The sequence below is a fragment of the Paraclostridium dentum genome, assembly GCF_048568265.1.
Classification (GTDB): Bacteria; Bacillota; Clostridia; order Peptostreptococcales; family Peptostreptococcaceae; genus Paraclostridium; species Paraclostridium dentum.
Genome location: NZ_CP183813.1, coordinates 1,765,057 through 1,780,800, shown reverse-complemented (window position 1 = coordinate 1,780,800; position 15,744 = coordinate 1,765,057). Strand labels below are relative to the sequence as shown.

Annotated in this window: 13 protein-coding genes, 1 pseudogene and 1 riboswitch; of the genes and pseudogenes, 11 read left to right on the top strand and 3 right to left on the bottom strand. The window is 27.0% G+C overall.

Annotated elements, in window-relative coordinates; translation table 11 throughout:
• Nucleotides 1-9 precede the first annotated feature (9 nt).
• The 4 genes from ACN6I1_RS08090 (at nt 10) to ACN6I1_RS08075 (ending at nt 4,115) form a co-directional block, all read left to right on the top strand.
• Entirely contained in the window at nt 10-1,137 is a 1,128-nt protein-coding gene (locus tag ACN6I1_RS08090; protein ID WP_419741551.1) for an ATP-binding protein, read from the top strand.
• Between the two features lie 3 nt (nt 1,138-1,140).
• Entirely contained in the window at nt 1,141-2,550 is a 1,410-nt protein-coding gene (locus ACN6I1_RS08085) for a VWA-like domain-containing protein (protein WP_419741550.1), read from the top strand.
• 171 nt (nt 2,551-2,721) lie between these two features.
• Nucleotides 2,722-3,240: a hypothetical protein gene (locus ACN6I1_RS08080; protein ID WP_419741549.1), complete on the top strand. Its 519-nt coding sequence runs from the start codon at nt 2,722-2,724 to the stop codon at nt 3,238-3,240.
• A 167-nt stretch (nt 3,241-3,407) separates the two neighbouring features.
• Nucleotides 3,408-4,115, top strand: coding sequence for a TraX family protein (locus ACN6I1_RS08075; protein ID WP_419741548.1), 708 nt, complete (start codon nt 3,408-3,410; stop codon nt 4,113-4,115).
• A gap of 47 nt (nt 4,116-4,162) precedes the next feature.
• On the opposite strand, the gene ACN6I1_RS08070 is transcribed toward ACN6I1_RS08075, so the two are convergent.
• Together ACN6I1_RS08070 and ACN6I1_RS08065 are read right to left on the bottom strand one after the other, a co-directional pair.
• Complete coding sequence (locus ACN6I1_RS08070) at nt 4,163-4,435, bottom strand: hypothetical protein (RefSeq protein WP_419741547.1); 273 nt, start codon at nt 4,433-4,435, stop codon at nt 4,163-4,165.
• Nucleotides 4,434-4,742, bottom strand: a pseudogene (locus ACN6I1_RS08065) (phosphomethylpyrimidine synthase ThiC); the annotation flags it as partial. The gene ACN6I1_RS08070 and the pseudogene ACN6I1_RS08065, both read right to left, overlap by 2 nt.
• 117 nt (nt 4,743-4,859) lie before the next feature.
• Nucleotides 4,860-4,965: riboswitch (TPP riboswitch) on the bottom strand.
• A gap of 211 nt (nt 4,966-5,176) precedes the next feature.
• Here ACN6I1_RS08065 and ACN6I1_RS08060 point away from each other — a divergent pair.
• From ACN6I1_RS08060 to ACN6I1_RS08040, 5 genes are all read left to right on the top strand, one after another.
• On the top strand, nt 5,177-6,649 hold the full coding sequence (locus ACN6I1_RS08060) for a protein adenylyltransferase SelO (RefSeq protein ID WP_419741546.1): 1,473 nt from the start codon (nt 5,177-5,179) through the stop codon (nt 6,647-6,649).
• A 118-nt stretch (nt 6,650-6,767) separates the two neighbouring features.
• Nucleotides 6,768-8,777, top strand: a complete 2,010-nt coding sequence (locus tag ACN6I1_RS08055; RefSeq protein ID WP_419741545.1) for a sigma 54-interacting transcriptional regulator — start codon at nt 6,768-6,770, stop codon at nt 8,775-8,777.
• A 267-nt stretch (nt 8,778-9,044) separates the two neighbouring features.
• On the top strand, nt 9,045-9,782 hold the full coding sequence (locus ACN6I1_RS08050) for a gamma-glutamyl-gamma-aminobutyrate hydrolase family protein (protein ID WP_419741544.1): 738 nt from the start codon (nt 9,045-9,047) through the stop codon (nt 9,780-9,782).
• Nucleotides 9,783-9,825: 43 nt separating this feature from the next.
• Nucleotides 9,826-11,154, top strand: coding sequence for an APC family permease (locus ACN6I1_RS08045; protein WP_021430452.1), 1,329 nt, complete (start codon nt 9,826-9,828; stop codon nt 11,152-11,154).
• Between the two features lie 160 nt (nt 11,155-11,314).
• Nucleotides 11,315-11,833, top strand: coding sequence for an FmdE family protein (locus tag ACN6I1_RS08040; RefSeq protein WP_419741543.1), 519 nt, complete (start codon nt 11,315-11,317; stop codon nt 11,831-11,833).
• 207 nt (nt 11,834-12,040) lie between these two features.
• On the opposite strand, the gene ACN6I1_RS08035 is transcribed toward ACN6I1_RS08040, so the two are convergent.
• Nucleotides 12,041-13,066 (bottom strand): YdcF family protein, encoded by a 1,026-nt coding sequence (locus ACN6I1_RS08035; RefSeq protein ID WP_419741542.1) that lies wholly within the window; start codon nt 13,064-13,066, stop codon nt 12,041-12,043.
• 234 nt (nt 13,067-13,300) lie between these two features.
• On the opposite strand from ACN6I1_RS08035, the gene ACN6I1_RS08030 reads away from it, so the two are divergent.
• Both ACN6I1_RS08030 and ade read left to right on the top strand, forming a co-directional pair.
• Nucleotides 13,301-13,804 (top strand): thioredoxin family protein, encoded by a 504-nt coding sequence (locus tag ACN6I1_RS08030; RefSeq protein ID WP_419741541.1) that lies wholly within the window; start codon nt 13,301-13,303, stop codon nt 13,802-13,804.
• Between the two features lie 222 nt (nt 13,805-14,026).
• Nucleotides 14,027-15,730 (top strand): adenine deaminase, encoded by a 1,704-nt coding sequence (ade, locus tag ACN6I1_RS08025; protein WP_419741540.1) that lies wholly within the window; start codon nt 14,027-14,029, stop codon nt 15,728-15,730.
• The last annotated feature ends 14 nt before the right edge of the window (nt 15,731-15,744 follow it).

Here is a 15,744-nt window from a genome sequence, read left to right as displayed (position 1 = left end):
AGAGACAGTATGAATTTTATAGATACAATAAAGAGTGTTAATTTAGTATTAGCTACAGGGGAAGTGCCTTTAGTAGTTGGAGAAAGTGGTATAGGAAAAACTGCATTAGCAAAGAAGGTTGCTAAAGAAAATGATTGGAGTTTAATTGTTATAGATGGAAACTTACTTAAAGAAGGTGAAATAGGAGGGCTTCCAACAGTAGAATCTTATGTAGTACTTAACTCAAATGGAGAAAATATAGAAAAGAAAACTACAATATATGCAGTTCATAATAAATTAAGGGAAATTGATGAACAGATAGCTAAAGGAAGAACGGTTCTCTTATTTATAGATGAGATAAATAGATGTGAACATACGGTACAACAAGAACTTATGAATCTTATACTAAATAGAGAAATAAATGGATATAAGTTAGATGATGAAGTTAAAATATTAGCTGCAATGAATCCCTCAAGCAAATATGGTTCAGACTTTGATTATCAGGTTGTGGATATGGATGCGGCTCAAGAGAATAGATTTGTATGGCTAAATATGGAAGCGGATCATACACAGTGGATAAACTGGGCAATACGAGAGGGTATAGAAGATAAAGTAATAGAATTTATATCTACTTTCCCTGAGTATCTTCATAAAATAAATGATGAAGATGTTAGAGCAACTCCTAGAAGTTATGAGAGAGTTTCTAAAAGTTATACGATTTTTAAAGAACAAAAAGATTTAATACCTAGATCTGTATTTTTAAATGTAATAAAAGGAAATGTAGGAAAAGTTATAGCTGAAGAGTTTATAAGCTTCATTGAATCAGATTGTAGTCCTTTAGTATCATATGAAGATGTTTTTTTAGGAGAAACATTAGATTCAGAAATTATAGAAAAAGTAAAAAATGAAAATCATACAAGATTGTACCTATCAGCTATGAATATCTTAAAAAAGCTAGAGTTAAGTATAAAAGATAATAATGATTCAAAAGTTTATATAGATAGATTAATTGAGTTTTTAAAATTATATCCTATAGATTTAATGGTTGGAATTATGAAAGACATTAAGAGTAGTTACCCTGAATTATATAAAATAGCTATAGAAAATGAAAGATTTATAGAACTATATTTTGAATCTTATAGTCTAATAAGGGGATAGAGCATGGAAAATTATTTTATTAAACAAACAGAAGGTCTTTATTATAGAGCAAATGAAATAATTAATCAATTTTCTATGTTAAAAGCTAACCGTAAAGGCGAAAAATTTGAGCTAGATGTACCAAAAGACTTTAAAAATGAATTTTTTAAACTTGTAGATAAAGTTAGCTTAAGCATCATGGAAGATAAAGATAACTTCTATGGATATTTTTTATTTCAGATGGGAAGGGAAATAAGATTTGATATCAGTAGTCCCACTGCTGTAAACTTTAAAGGTGCAAAGTATATTATATATTTTAATCCTTTAATATTTTTAAACCTGAACATGAGACAAATGGAAAGTACAATAAAACATGAAATTCTTCACGTAGTATCAATGCATTTACTAAGAGCTAAAAAGCTAAAAGGAAATTACAGCACATTAGCTATAAACATGGCTATGGATATAGTAGTAAATAAGTTTTTAAATAACCTACCTCCATATGCTACAACTTTAGAATCAGTAAATGTAAAATATTCTATGAAGCTTGAGCCATATGAAACATTTGAATATTATGTTGAAAATATTCAGACTGAACTTAACTTGATGGAACAAGATGATGAAGGTGAAGTAGATGATAGTAATGTAGGAGAAGATATAGAAACTGAATTTAGTCCTGAACATACTCATGATATATGGGAAGACTCAGAAGATATCGAAGAAAGAACTTTTAAAGAATTTACTGAAAAATTTGTTAATAATGCTCAAAAAGGAAAACTTCCAGACTATTTAGAAGAAATTATATCAGCTCTTAAAAATAGTAAAGGTGAATTACCATGGAATTTATATTTAAAAAAATTGATGGGAACAGTTGAAAGTAATAAAAAGAAGACTATAACAAGACGAAATAGAAGACAGCCAAATAGATTGGACTTAAGAGGCGAACTTAGAGGGCATAAAGCAGAAATAGCAGTTGCACTTGATATAAGTGGAAGCATTAGCGATGAAGAATTTAAGCAAGCTATTAAGGAAGTACTTAACATAGTTAAAAATTACAATCAAGAAATTACTATAATTGAATGCGATAATGAAATTAAAAGAACTTATAAAGTTAAATCTTATAAAGATATAAAAGATAGACTTAAAATAAGAGGTGGAACTAAGTTTTCGCCAGTGTTTAGGTATGCTAATAATAAAAAAGTTAACTTATTGGTGTATTTTACAGATGGCAAAGGTGAAGATAGATTACAGACAATTCCTATAGGATATAAAATTTTATGGGTTATATCTGGAAGAGGAGATAAATTGTCTTTAAAAGAGCCTTATGGAGCAGTTAAAAAACTTAGTAAGGTTAAAGTTAAGGAAGAAACTATTGATATGAATGATGTTAGAGATGATGGATACTCAATGAATAATCAAGCTCCAACATTGTAAGTTATTAAAGCACATTGATAAAAAATCGATGTGCTTTATTTTTTAATATTAAGTAAAATATATTTAATTAATATTTGTGGATAAACTATTACGAATCAAACTTGAGCATGATATATATAAACTTTGGGCAATATTAAAATAAATAGCATTTATAAAGGAGTAGACATATATATGATTAAAAAGTTACTTATTATTATTTTAGTTAGTATTTTTATAACACCCTTTTCTTCACAAATTACATTTGCAGAAGGTAGATATTATCCTAAAGTGGAAAACTTGCAAGGTAAAGAACAACTAATTAATGAACTTGAGGAGTTAAAGAGAATTAGAGAAAATATGAGTACAATCAATATTAAGGCTGATTTAGATTCGGAGGGTTTAAAACATGCAAATAAGTATATAAGTGCATATTTAACAGAGCTTAATTCAGTAAGAAATGATTTAGAAACTCATAGAGTTAATTATAAGAATTCTTTTGCTGATTTGTATTTCTCAGAGCAAATTCAATTTATAGCTGATAGTTATATAATAAGTTTGAGACAACAGCAAAACTTATTAAGACAATTAGATAAAAATAATCCTGACGCAAAAAAATTGTTTGAATCTGATTATCTTACTCCAGCATATTACTATGTAACATTAGGAGATCAAATGTATTCATATATAGTTGAATATTTTTCCATTTTATAAATATTAATAAAGAAAAACATGTTGAATATTTCAACATGTTTTTTTCTTTCAAAAATGTAATGTTTATGAAAGATATATAAATATTAATAAAAATATACTTATGATAATCTTATATACGAATATACAAAAGAATTAACATATGAAGTAGAAATCAAAGGAGAAAAAATATGCAAAAGTTCAGTAGCTTTACACTAAAAATTATGGCAATTATATTTATGGCGATGGATCATATATATACTTATTTTAGCCCTGCTGGTGTTGACATTCCTATATGGTTTGGATACTTAGGTAAATTAGCATCACCAATATTCTTTTATCTGATAGTAGAAGGATTTTTCTATACGAGAAGCAGGACTAAATATATAACTAGAGTTTTTTCAATGGGAGTAGTTATGATAGGGGTAGATTTTTTAATTGGAATTCATAACAATATTTTCTTATCAATAGGATGCGCTTTAGTAATGCTTGTAGGAATAGATACAGCTAAAAATAAAGAAAATGAGTTAACTAAGAGAGTAATAGGAGCTTTACTAGCTATTGTATTCATGGTTATAGGTGGGTTATTTACTGAGTCGTCTATATTTGGAGTAGCTATGGTATTAATATTTTATTTCTTTAGAGATAAAAAACTTATTATGTCTATATTATACATTGCAATGGGATTATTTGTTTTGATGAGTGCAATGGGTCCAAATTTTATAGAAGCAGCAACATTATGGGATTATCAATGGATGATGGTATTTGCAATAATTCCGATACTTATGTACAATGGTAAGTTAGGATTAAGCAATAAGTTTATAAAATGGATGTTTTATTGGTTCTATCCAATACATCTAATTGTAATTGTATCTTTAGCAAAATTAATAGCTAATTAATTTTAAAAAGGAAGTAATTTAAATTACTTCCTTTTTTATTTACATAATTATAAAAAACATTTTAAACATGTAGTTTTATTTTTAGGTAGTACATTTAAAAATCCTGATATACTTAGATACCCCAAGCTATCAGAACCTATGAAATTTGCAATTTCATTTAAAGTCATAGCTGAACCTATAAGTTCAGATTTTGATGTATTTATACCTAAACAACAAGGGGATGTAACTATAGGCGAAGCGACTCTATAATGAATTTCTTTTGCACCTGCATTTTTAAGAAGATATACTATTTTTTTACAAGTTGTACCTCTTATTTTCAAAAGAGCTTAAATCCATTATAGCCTCAGCGTTCATATCTAAAGCTAATTGAACTTTTTTCATTTCTTCATCAATGTCATAGCAATCCTTAGATATACCCAAGTTTACATTAATTTTTGTTCTTAGGTTTTTCCCAACACCTTCAGGGTTTAAAGACTTATGATTTTTATTAGCTGGAATGACTATTTGTCCATTTGCAATTAAGTTTTTTAAAACTTCTATATCCATATTTTCTTTTTTAGCTACTATTTCCATTTCCTTTGTAGTAATACCTTTTTTAGCAGCATCCATTTGAGTTGTGTAATTCATTTTTAAATCCCCTTTACTTTATATTTTATTAAAAAATAAAAAAGAAGCTTTACCATAAGATAAAGCTTCTTTACGAAATATTATAAAATAGACTAAAAAATATAGTCATAATCATAATCTTGAAGAAAATAACTTTCCTACGGTAGTTCTAACTACTTCAGGTTCAAAGGGTTAATGGTATAAATCCATCTCTCAGCCAAAAGTGGCACCCCTAGTTAAATATATTTAATTTTAAATAATAATAAATTTGCAACTTCAAAATCATTATAGTCTTAAAAAATTACTATGTAAAGGTTTTTTTGAAAGCTTTTAATTTATAAAAACATAAATTACATATTTTTAGTTTATTTAGAAAATTTAAAATATCTAATTTAAAACTGTAAATAAGGGTATCTTATATTTATAAAATTAATTATTTATAGTAAGGAGAAAAAATGGAAAATAATAAAAAAAATATAGAAACAGGATGGAATTTAAATAATAGTTACATGAATTTACCAGACTTTTTTTATAGCAAAATAAATTTAAATCCAGTACCTTCACCTAGCTTAGTTATTCTAAATGATTCTTTAGCTAAATTTTTAGGGTTAAATATAGATAACCTTAAAAGTAAGGATGGAGTAGAATTACTTTCAGGAAATAAAAAGATAGACGAAGGTGCTTTTATAGCTCAAGCATATGCAGGACATCAATTTGGACATTTTACAATGCTAGGAGATGGGAGAGCATTGCTGATAGGAGAGCAAATAAATCCATCAGGAAATAGATTTGATATTCAGCTTAAAGGCTCTGGTAAAACACCTTACTCTAGAGGAGGAGATGGTAGAGCTGTTCTTGGGCCGATGCTTCGTGAATATATAATAAGTGAAGCTATGTACGGTCTTGGAGTTCCAACAACTCGAAGTCTAGCAGTAATAAAAACTGGAGAATCTGTGATTCGTGAAAATATAAAAAAAGGAGCAATTTTAACACGTGTAGCTTCTAGTCATATTAGATTTGGAACATTTGAATATGCTCTAAATTATGGAGGAGTCAACTTAGTTAGAGAGTTGGCTGATTATACAATCAATAGACATTACTCACATATAAAACATGATGAAGATAAATATATTAACTTACTTAAAGAAGTGATAAATGCTCATGCTAAACTTGTTGCTAAATGGCAAAGTATTGGATTTATCCATGGGGTTATGAATACTGATAATATGACTATAAGTGGAGAGAGTATTGACTATGGACCTTGTGCATTTATGGATAATTATAATCCAGATACTGTTTTTAGCTCTATTGATAGATATGGAAGATATTCATATGAAAATCAACCAAATATGGCTGAATGGAATTTATGTAGATTTGCTGAAACTCTATTGCCGTTAATAAGTGATGATAAAAATGAAGCTATAAAAATTGCGCAAGATGCTATTTCTGATTTCTCAGAAATTTATTATTTAAATTGGATTAAAAATATGAGATTCAAATTAGGATTATTCGATGAAGAATTACAAGACAAAGCATTGATAGAAGATTTACTTAGTATTATGGAAAAATATAGTGAAGATTTTACTAACACTTTTATAGCATTAACATTTAATAATATTAATAAAAAAGGAATGTTTGATAGTGAAGAATTTAAATCTTGGTACAACTTATGGAAAGAAAGATTAAAAAGACAAGAAAATTCTCAAGATGAAGTTTTTAAGTTAATGAAAAAATCAAATCCAGCAGTAATACCAAGAAATCATAGAGTAGAAGAAGCTTTAGAAGCTGCTGATAAAGGTGATTTTACTTTCTTTAAAAAACTTATAACTGTACTTGAAAAACCATATGAACATTCTAAAGATCAAGAGGAATATGCAAAATTGCCTAAGCCTTCAAGTTGTGCTTATAGAACTTATTGTGGAACATAATAAATTATTAAAAACAAATAAAAACCATATTGATGAAAATAATCAATATGGTTTTTATTTGTTTTTATAATATAATAAGGATAACAATACTACGTAAAAGTTAAAAGGAGTTTACTTAATGAAAACTATAGCTGTAGTGACAGATGGGATGTCAAAATTAGAATTATTTTTAAATGAAAATATAGAGTTGATTTTTAAAGATAAAGTGAAAATTAAAAACTATTACCTTAACAAATTATCAAATAAGGAAATAATTAAAGGTGATGTAGTTCTTGCAATGATAGACAATAGAGCTTTAAGGATAAAAGAATATGTTAAAGATACTAAAAAAATAATAAAAATAAATAGAAGTATAAAGCAAAAAGATGTTTATAAGTTATTTTCTTTACCCGAAGGAATTGATGTATTAGTTGTAAATGATAATGAATCTACTGTGCTTGAAACAATATCTACTTTATATAATGTAGGTATAAATCATTTAAATTTCATACCTTATGATTCAAATAAAGAATATAAGGATATAAAGGTTGCAGTTACTCCAGGAGAAGTTAACTTAGTTCCTAGTTATATTGATGAAGTAATTGATCTTGGGCATAGACACATAGATAGTTCTACATTTTTACAAATAATAGCTAAATTAAATATAGATGATAAAGATGTTACAGAAAGACTAATGAAATACTCAGATGAGGTAATTAGTTTATATTCTGGAGTAAACACTAAATATAAAGAACTTACTATAAAAAACGAAGAGCTGAGCTCAATAATAAATTTATCTAGTAATGGAATGGCTGTCATATCAAATAAAGAAGAGATATTAATTTGCAATCAAAGTTTAAAAAATATATTAGATATTGAAGATTCGCTAGTAGGTAAAAAAATAAGTGAAATAAAAAGCAAAGATATTAAATTTATTTTTGATTTAGATAAAATAAAAGATGAAGTTATAAAGTATAAAAACAAATATTTAAATATAAACAAATATGATATAGAAAGTTTTGGAAAAGTTACAGGGTCGTATTACTGTATTCAAGAAATAACTTATATAAAAAAGTTAGAACAAAACTTAAGTAAAAAGTTAAGAGATAAGGGACAAGTTGCTAGATATAATTTTAATGATATAAAAACTGAATCAATCAAGATGAAAAAATCAAAAGATTTAGGTAAAAAGATTTCAAAATCAGATTATACAGTTTTAATTACAGGGGAAAGTGGAACGGGAAAAGAGTTAATGGCACAATCTATACATAATGAATCATTAAGATCTAAACAGCCATTTATAGCTATAAACTGCGCAGCTATGCCAGAAAATTTATTAGAAAGTGAATTGTTTGGATATGAAGAAGGTGCATTTACAGGAGCTTTAAAAGGTGGGAAAAAAGGTTTGTTTGAACAAGCTCATAACGGAACTATATTTTTAGATGAAATAGGGGACATGCCAATATATTTACAAACTAAACTGCTTAGAGTTCTCCAAGAAAATCAAGTTATGAGAGTTGGAGGAGAAAGTGTAATTGATATTGATGTTAGAGTTATAGCTGCAACCAATAAAAATTTATTAGAAATGATAAGACAAGAGAAATTTAGAGCCGATCTATATTATAGGATAAATGTATTACCTATAAATATTCCGTCTTTAAGAGAAAGAAAAGAAGATATATCTATGATGCTAAATTATTTTATGAAAAAGAAAAGGCATATAAGTGATGAAGCTAAAGAAATTTTAAATAAATATCCATGGCCAGGAAATATTAGAGAGCTAAAAAACACAGCTATGTACATTGATATAATGTGTACGGATGATAAAGTTAAAACTTGCGATTTACCACATAATCTTACTAATATGAAAATTGATTATAGTCAAGAAATTAAGATTTTAAAAGATAAAACAAATATAGATAAATCAAGAAAAGTTATGAGTCTTATAAGAGAAGAAAATTTATTAAATAAATGTGTGGGAAGAAATACAATCGTTAATAGATTAAACGAGGAAGGCATGATTATAACTGAAGGTGAGGTTAGAGGTATTTTAAGTATATTGAAAGAATTAGACTTAATAAACTCTGAAGTAGGAAGAAGAGGAAGTGAACTAAGCGAAAAAGGAATTTGTATATTAGATAGTCTTTAATAGGCACTGAAATAGGAAAATAAAAATTCCTAATTAACCTATTAAGTTGAAGGAATCTATTAAATTTAAAAGATATCATTAGTAAAAAAATTTTATTAATAAAAATAGTTTAAATAATGAAACAGTTAAAAACACTAACTAAATTGATAACGATTTCTTTTATTTAAATTTAAAATTTAAATAAAAATAGTTTTGGCATGCTACTTGCTTTATAAAAAGGCAGTAGCATTTTTTTATTTTAAAATTTAAATTATAGGAGTGAATGAAATGACAAACAAGAAATATCCAGTAGTTGGTATATCAGGAAGCTTATTAGTCGATGAAGGCGGTATGTTTCCGGGATACGAAAGAGCTTATGTGAACAATGACTATGTTCAATCTGTAGCTATGTGTAAAGCTACACCATATATAGTTCCAATGGTCTATGATGATGAACTAATAAAGGAGCAAGTATCTAATATAGATGCACTAATTCTATCTGGGGGGCACGATGTGAATCCTTTAATGTGGAATGAAGAACCACATATAAAATTAGGTGGGATAATGCCAAAGAGAGATACTTTTGATATGAAATTATTAAAATTTGCATTAGAAATGAAAAAGCCAATATTAGGCATCTGTAGAGGTGAACAAATATTGAATGTATGTGAGGGCGGAGATTTATACCAAGACTTATCTTTAATTGAAGGTTCTTATATAAAACATAATCAAGAACATTTATCAAATGTACCTACTCATACAGCTCAAATTAAAGAAGGTACAAGATTATATGAAATATTAGGAGAAAAAGAAGTATTAGTAAATAGTTTCCACCACTTAGGAGTAAAAAATATAGCTCCAGGATATATCGTATCTGCGACTGCAAAAGATGGTTTAGTTGAAGCTATAGAAAAAGAAGGCGAAGATTTTGTGATAGGAATACAATGGCATCCAGAAATGATGACTAAAGATTGCTCAAAAATGCAAAAAATATTTATGGCATTAGTAAAAGAAGCATCAAAGTAAAAATAAATTTTAGCATAATATAAATACACTGGGAGGAATTAAAGTGGAGAAAAGTATGAAATTAGGGTTTTGGAGTATTGTATTACTAGGTATAAATGCAATTATAGGTTCTGGTATATTTGGGCTTCCAGGTGAAGCTTATTCAAATATAGGTCCAGCAAGTATATTAATTTTAGGATTTTGTATGATTTTAGCGGTATCTATTGCACTATGCTTTGCAGAAGCAGGAAGCTGGTTTGACGAAGATGGAGGACCTTACCTTTATGCTAAAGAAGCATTTGGTGACTTTATCGGATTTGAAGTTGGATTTATGAAATGGATAGTAAGTATGATTGCATGGGCTACTATGGCAAATTTCTTTGCAGTTACATTATCTTCAGTATGGCCTCAAGCAGCTGATCCATTAACTAAAAACATAATAATTGGAGTTTTAGTAATAGGACTTGGAGCTATAAACTTAATGGGAATGAAGCAATCTAAAAAGTTAAATAATATAATGACTGTAGGAAAATTAGTTCCATTAATATTATTTATAGCTGTAGGAATATTTTTTATAAAAGGTGCAAACTTTAAACCATTTTTAATAATACCTCAAGGGCAAACGACTTCATCAGCGTTTGTTGCTGTAAGTATATTATTATTTTATGCATTTACAGGATTTGAGTCTTTAGCTGTTGCAGCAAAAGAAATGGAAGACCCTAAGAAAAATGTACCAAAAGCTTTGGTTATGGTAATGTTTGTTGTTTCTGTAGTATATGTACTTGTATTAGCTATAAGTATAGGTGTTTTAGGAGAAGGATTAAGAGGTGCAGCTAACCCAGTTGCTGATGCAGCTACTAAGATTATGGGTCCTGTAGGTGGATATATAATTACAGTTGGTACAATAATTTCTGTCGGTGGTATAAATATTGCATCATCTATATTTACACCAAGATCAGCTAAAGCTTTAGTTGACCAAGGATTAATGCCAAAATCTATGGGTAAAACTAATAAAAATGAAGCTCCATATATAGCTATAATAGTATCTGTTATAGGTACTTTAATAATAGCTTGGTCAGGTTCATTTACAACTTTATCACAAATTAGTGTTGTATCTAGATTTATTCAATATATACCTACTTGCTTAGCTGTTTTAATATTTAGAAAAAAATATGCAGGTAAAGAAATAAACTTTAAAATACCTGGAGGAGCATTTGTTCCAATATTTGCAGTTATAGTAAGTTTAATATTATTAGTAAAAGCTGGAATTGACTCTCCTATGAAAATAGTATGGGGTCTTGGAGGAATGATAGTAGTAGTTCCAATTTATTTTTATATGAGCAAAGTGTATTCAAAAAAATGTAATGGAAATAAAGAAATTATAAGAGATTAAATTATATATATTAACCCTATGTCAAAAAATACGACATAGGGTTAAATTTATTGTGAATAAATTGAAAAACGCTATTTAGATAAATTGAGTATATAAATAAAGTGTAATATAATTAAATTAATTATATTACACTTTATTTAGTTTTAGGGGAGGTAACTTTATGAAAACTTGGGAAGAAGTAGTTGAATTTCATGGACATGAGTGTCCAGGTCTTGCAATTGGGTACGCAGTATCAAAAGCTGCACAAAAATATTTAGACATTGACTTTTTAAATGATGAAGAAATAGTCTGTATAGCTGAAAATGATGCTTGTGGATTAGATGCTATTCAAGTTATGTTAGGTTGTACAATAGGGAAGGGAAACTTATTAATAAGACTTAGAGGCAAAAGTGTATATCACTTTTACAATAGAAAAAATAAAAAATCTGTAAGATTGGTCTTAAAGTTAAAACCGAATAATTTAGACAGAGATGAGTATAAGAAATATTTACTAAACTCTAATCCAATGGATTTATTTGAATTTATGGAGACTAATATAGAAATTCCAGAAAAGGCAAGGATTTTTGTATCAGAAATTTGTGAAATATGCGGAGAAAAAGCATCAGAACAATTCATACGCCTTCAAGGTGGAAAAAAAGTTTGTATAGATTGTTATAGTGATTATAAAAGATTTTTTTAGCCAGTAAGTTTTTGGATACTTTACAGGAAATTTATTATATAGAACTATAACATTTTTAACTATAAACTTGTTATTAGCAATAGTTGCATATTTATATATGAGCAAAGTATAAAAATTAATGATGAAAAATATTTAATTATAAAAAAGTTTAATAAATAAATATAAATAAAAAAGATAGATTTGAAATTTCAAATCTATCTTTTCTATTTACATATTATAAAGAAATGGTATAAAAGAATATGCAACTACTATTAAGATAAATGCAATAGCTAGTAAATTGATTTTTTTATAAAGTACTATAATAGCTATATATTCACGAATTAATGCACTAGGTAAAAAATAAAATGCAGTAGGCGCTCCAACTCCATTTGCTTTTAGTCCTGCTTTTCTTGCATAAATTGATGCTCTGAAAACATGATAATTATTTGATACAAATATACATGAGTAATTTTTAGATATATTATTCATTATATTTTTTGAAAACTTCATGTTTTCATAAGTAGTAGTAGATTTATCTTCAACTAAAATATCTAACTCGGATATACCTTGTGATACAAGATATTTTTTCATAGCAACGGCTTCAGGAACTATCTCATCAGAACCTTGACCACCTGAGACAACTATTTTTGTGTGATTTCCTTTTGATAATTGTTGACTATAAATTTCAATACCTTTATCAAGTCTACTTTTTAATAAAGGAGGAACTTTATCTCCTATAAGACCTGACCCTAAGACTATTACATAGTCTAAATTTTTATTTACAGGTAGCATTTGATAAGCATATGAGTAAACCAAGTAACTAAAGAATAAAAATCCAAAATATATTGCTAACAAAATTATTGTAAGTATAGTTGCATATGCATAGGTATTTAACTTAGATCCGTGAAATATTAAAAGTAAGCTTAAAGAAACTATAAGTAAAATATTTACTCCTAAAATTAAGGATAGTAAATTTGCTAAACGTCTACCCTCTTTGTGCTTCATTATATATCCATTTTTTATAAGAAAAAAACCAATCCCAATTATAGATAATGGTATGACTGCATAAACGGCAAAAATACTTAGTAACCTGATTGTATCGAACATATCTGATAAATACATAACTAATAAAAATAAAAATCCTAAAGAACCGAAAGTTAATAAAATACCTGCAAAGAAATTTCTACTATCTTGTCTGAATAGAAAAATTCCATATAAAAAAGAAGCTAAAATTATTAATATATAAATATACATATAAAAATCCTTTCTAAAAAAGTTTTAATAAATATTATTTTACAATGAAATTAAAGAATTTTGTAATTACAAATTTGTAAGTTAGGATATAGGGTGTTTTTTTAGACATTTATAATGTAATATATTTAAAAAAATAAAATTTAGTAAAATTTTTGATTAAAAAAATACTAAAATAAAAAATTTTATTTCATATATTTTAATAAATAAAACAAGTAATTTTAGGAGGAAAACTAAATGAGTTTAAAAGAGTTATTTGAGTCAGGGTATAGCTTTGAACAAGAATTTTACAAGTCCGACTTAGCACACCAAGAAAAAGCTAAAGATTATAGAGATAGTATGAAAATAACACAAGATACTATAGAAAAAATAAAATCAATTGATAAAGAAATTAACATACTTGGATTTTCAGAATTATGGTGTCCTGATTGTCAAATAAACTTAACTGTAATAGATTATATAACAAAGCTAAATCCAAAGATAAGATTAAAACTGCAAAGCAGAGAAGGGCATGAAGATATAATAAAAGAACACAGTGATGATGGTAGGGTAAAAATACCTATATTTATATATTTAGACAGTAATTTTGAAAAGTTTGGATCATTTATAGAATTTCCAAGTAATGTTAGGAGTGTTGAATTTGGAGACAATCAAGTAGAAAAAATAAAGACTAAAAAATTATACAGACAAGGAAGTTATATGGAACAAACTATAATTGATTTTCTAAATAGTCTAGAATAGGAAAACAAAAAGCTATCGTATAAAAATTAATTTGAATTTTACGATAGCTTTTGAAAATTTAAACAAAATTTAACTTTTTCTGAAAATTTGACAAATTATTTAAGTTTTATATAGACAATTAAAAATAAAACGTGTATTATTAGAATAATTTATTTAGAAATAAAAACTTTAAAGCCTTTTTGCTTTAATAAATTAAAGGTATTAAGTATAGGGAGGACATAAATGGGGTTAATAGATTACAGTATAAAAAATAAAAAATCAGAGTTAGTTTTAAAAAATGCAAATATAGTCAATGTATTTTCTCATGAAATAGTAAAAGCTGATGTTGCAATAGAAAAAGGTATAGTAGTCGGTATAGGAAGTTACGATGGAATAAACAATATAGATTTAAATGGAAAATACATAACTCCAGGATTTATAGATCCTCACGTTCATATAGAGTCATCCATGGTTTCTCCAGCAGAGTTTGCAAAAGCTATAGTGCCAATGGGGACAACAACTATAATAACAGATCCTCATGAAATAGCTAATGTTTGTGGGCTAGAAGGAATAGAATACATACTAAAATCAAGTGAAGAGTTACCTTTATGTGTTTATTCTATGCTACCATCTTGCGTTCCAGCAACGGATTTTGAAAATTCAGGAGCTAGATTAGAAGCTAAAGATTTAGAAAAGTATATAAATCATGAGAGAATACTTGGACTTGGGGAGATGATGAACTATCCAGGCGTTATTAATCAAGATAAGATAGTTACAGATAAATTAGAATTAGCAAAAAGATATAAAAAATATATAGATGGGCATATACCAAATATAAGTAATGAAGGATTAAATGGATACATATTAAGTGGAATAAGCACAGATCATGAATGCTCAACCGTTGAGGAAATGATTGAAAAAATAAGTCTAGGCATGTATGTAATGATTAGAGAAGGTTCAGCTGCTAGAAATTTAGAGACTTTAATAAAAGGGGTTAACATTAACAACTATCAAAGATGTTTATTCTGTACAGACGACAAACATCCACAAGATATACTTAAAAATGGACATATAGATAATAATATAAGATTAGCAATTAAAAACAATATAGATCCTATTATAGCTATAAAAATGGCGACTATAAATGTTGCAAATTGTTATAATTTACAAAATATAGGAGCTATTGCACCAGGATATATAGCTGATATAGTTGTTGTAGATAATTTAGAAGAGTTTAATGTATTAGAAGTTTATAAAGATGGTAAGTTAGTTGGAAAAGATAAAAAAGCATTGTTTGAAACTAGAGAAATAGAAAATTCAAATGTTACAAATACTGTAAATATAGATAAGCTTACTAAAGAAGATTTAAAAATAAATCTAGAAAAAGATATAGCTAATGTTATAGGTCTACTTCCACATAATCTAGTAACAGAGAAACTTATAAGAAAAGTAGATGTTGAAAATGGAGTATTTAAATTTAATCAAAATGTGGATATATTAAAACTTGTAGTAATTGAAAGACATACTAATAAAAAGAGCATAGGATTAGGGCTTGTAGAAAACTTTAAATTGAAAAATGGAGCAATAGCGTCTACTGTAGCACATGATTCTCACAATATAATTGTTGTTGGAGATAATGATGAAGATATTATTAACGCTGTTGATGAAATTAAAAAAATTGGAGGCGGTTTATCTATATCTTCTAATAATGAAATTTTAGGAAGTTTAAGTTTACCTATAGCAGGTCTTATGAGTGACAAAGATATAAACTATGTAAGTGAAAATTTAGAGAATATGCTATCTATAGCATACGAAAAGTTAAATGTTAGTAAAGATATTGAACCATTTATGACTTTAGCATTTTTAGCACTTCCAGTAATTCCACATATAAAGATTACTGATAAGGGTTTGTTTGATGTAGATAATTTTAAATTTATGGAAATATAAAAAATAGCAATTAT